Annotated in this window: 1 protein-coding gene; it reads left to right on the top strand. The window is 44.0% G+C overall.

Annotated elements, in window-relative coordinates:
* Nucleotides 1-2827, top strand: a 2827-nt coding sequence (locus NWQ57_RS12950; RefSeq protein ID WP_306022571.1) for an ExeM/NucH family extracellular endonuclease, incomplete at both ends; no start/stop codon positions are given.

Below are 2827 nucleotides of genomic sequence, written 5' to 3'. Positions count from 1 at the left end.
CTGGCGGTGGTGACACTGGTGGCGGTGATACCGGTGGTGGCGACACTGGCGGCGGAGACACAGGTGGCGATACTGGCGGCGGTGATACAAACGCACCAATTACGCTATTTATCTCAGAATATATAGAGGGTAGCAGCAATAACAAGGCAATTGAAATTTACAATAACTCTTCTCAAAGTGTTGATTTGAGCGCAGAAAATGTTGTCTTAGCACGATTTTCAAATGGTGGTACAACTGCAAGTAACATTAATCTGACAGGAACAATTGCTGCCTTCGGGACCCATGTCATTGCACATACCAGCGCAAATGACCAGATAAAAGCGCTGGCAGATCAACTCAGCGGTAGTGTTAGTCACAATGGTGATGATGCTTACACTCTATTAGTGGATGGGGTTGTGGTGGATTCATTTGGGCAGGTGGGCAACGACCCAGGTAGTAGTTGGGGGAGTGATACTTTTTCAACGGCGAATAATACCTTGCGCAGGAACCCCAATGTTCTAACAGGTGATATTATCGTTGATGATGAATTTGATCCAAGCCTTGAGTGGTCGGGTTTCGGAAACGATGTTGCTGATGGTTTAGGGGAACATTCTGTTGATCTTGGCGAAATTTTTATCTCTGAATATATTGAAGGCTCAAGTAACAATAAAGCCTTAGAATTTTATAACCCCAATAGTGTTGCTATTGACTTAACGCCATACTCTTTGCTTCGTTCAGCTAATGGCGGAACAAGTGAAGCAATAATTGACTTAGTGGGCAGTATTGCACCGTATGATGTATTTGTTATTGCCAACAACTCGTCGGTAACGGCAATTTTGGATGTTGCTGACCAGCTTAATAGCAATATTAATCATAATGGTGACGATGCTTACGTTTTATATAACGATGGTGTTGTGATTGACTCTTTTGGACGCGTTGGTGAAAGGGCTGTTTGGGGAAGTGGCGATACGACGAGTCAGAATCATACTTTGGTTCGTAAATCATCGGTAAAGCAAGGTGATGCTATTACTGATGACGCTTTTGACCCTGCGCTTGAGTGGGATGGTTTCGCTCAAGATACCTTCGAATTTTTAGGCAGTTACGGATCGAATGGCGGTGACACCGGTGGTGAAACGGTTGTTTTAGGTCAATGTGCTGACCCCGCTACTTTAATTAGCTCAGTACAAGGTAATGGCGCAATGTCACCTCTTGTTGGTGAAACTCATGTGCTTGAAGCGGTAGTGAGTGCTTCATTTGCGAATCTAAGTGGTTTCTTTATTCAAGAGCAAACCGCTGATATGGATGCCGACATCCAGACATCTGAGGGCATTTTTGTCTATTATTCTGGCGAATTACCAACAGCTGGTACGGTGGTTCGTGTGCTTGGTAAGGTAGAAGAGTATTTTGATAAAACGCAATTAAACGTTACTACCGCTCCCTTAGATTGTGGCGTTGATTCTGTCACTGCTACATCCTTAAGTTTGCCATTTGCTGATGCTGAGTTTCCTGAATCGTTAGAGGGCATGTTGGTAAGTACAAGTTCTGAACTAACGGTAACCGACAATTACAGCCTAGGTCGCTATGGTGAAGTGGCTTTGTCTAATGGTCGCTTGTTTGTACCGACCAACATTTATCCGGCAGGCAGTGAAGAAGCGATTGCGCTTGCAGCTCAAAATGCACTGAATAAAATCACCTTAGATGACGGAATGAACGGTTCAAACCCTGACCCAGTTATTTACCCTACAGGTAACTTGTCAGCCAACAACACCTTACGAGGTGGCGACATAGTAAGCAGTTTGACTGGCGTAATGGACTACAGCTTTAGTCTCTATCGTATTATTCCTACTGAAGCGCCTACTTTCGTCGCAAATAATCCAAGAACAGCGGCTCCAGAACTTACCTTGGGAAATCTAAAAGTCGCCAGTTTAAACGTATTGAACTTGTTTAACGGTGATGGCCAAGGTGCTGGTTTCCCCACTTCTCGTGGTGCGCTCACTGCAGCGGAATTTGAGCGCCAGCTTACTAAAACAGTAGCAGCGTTAGCAGCAATGGATGCTGATATTGTTGGTTTGATGGAAATTGAAAACGATGGTTTTGATTCAACCAGTGCTATCGCAGAGTTAACCAGTCGCTTAAATGCCGTTGTCGGTACAGGTGTTTATACATTTGTTGATGGTGGCGGTGTTATCGGTACCGATGAAATTAAAGTGGCTATGTTGTATAAACCCAGTAAGGTTTCGCCAGTCGGTGGCTACAAAGTATTGACCAGCAGCAACTCTATCACTGATGAGCAAGGGCCGTTATTTGTTGATACTAAAAACAGACCGTCATTCAATCAAAAGTTTGCTTTGATTGAAAATGCTCAAGAAATTGTAGTAAGTGTTAACCACCTTAAATCCAAAGGTTCTACCTGTGGCGTAGGTGATGACGATACTTCAACCGGGCAAGGCAATTGTAACCTCACACGAACTCGTGCCGCCGAAGCGTTAACTGCCTTTTTGGCACAAGAATATCCCGATTCACCAACCTTAATCATTGGCGACTTAAATGCTTATGCTCAAGAAGATCCCATTCTTAAAATTAAAGAAGCGGGTTACACCGACTTAGCGAATTTATTTAAAGGCGCAGACGCTTATTCATATGCCTTTGGTGGTGAATATGGCTATTTGGATCATGCCTTGGCTAACCAAGCCCTGCTAGACAAAGTCGTTGATACCACAGAATGGCACATCAATGCCGACGAACCCACGGTACTTGATTACAACTTCGGTAGTAAATCAGAACAACAAATCAGTGATTTTTATGCACCTGATGCTTACCGTATGTCAGACCATGATCCTGTTGTGAT

The organism is Paraglaciecola sp., assembly GCF_030730205.1.
Taxonomy (GTDB): domain Bacteria; phylum Pseudomonadota; class Gammaproteobacteria; order Enterobacterales; family Alteromonadaceae; genus Paraglaciecola.
This window is presented reverse-complemented; position numbering and strand designations above follow the sequence as displayed.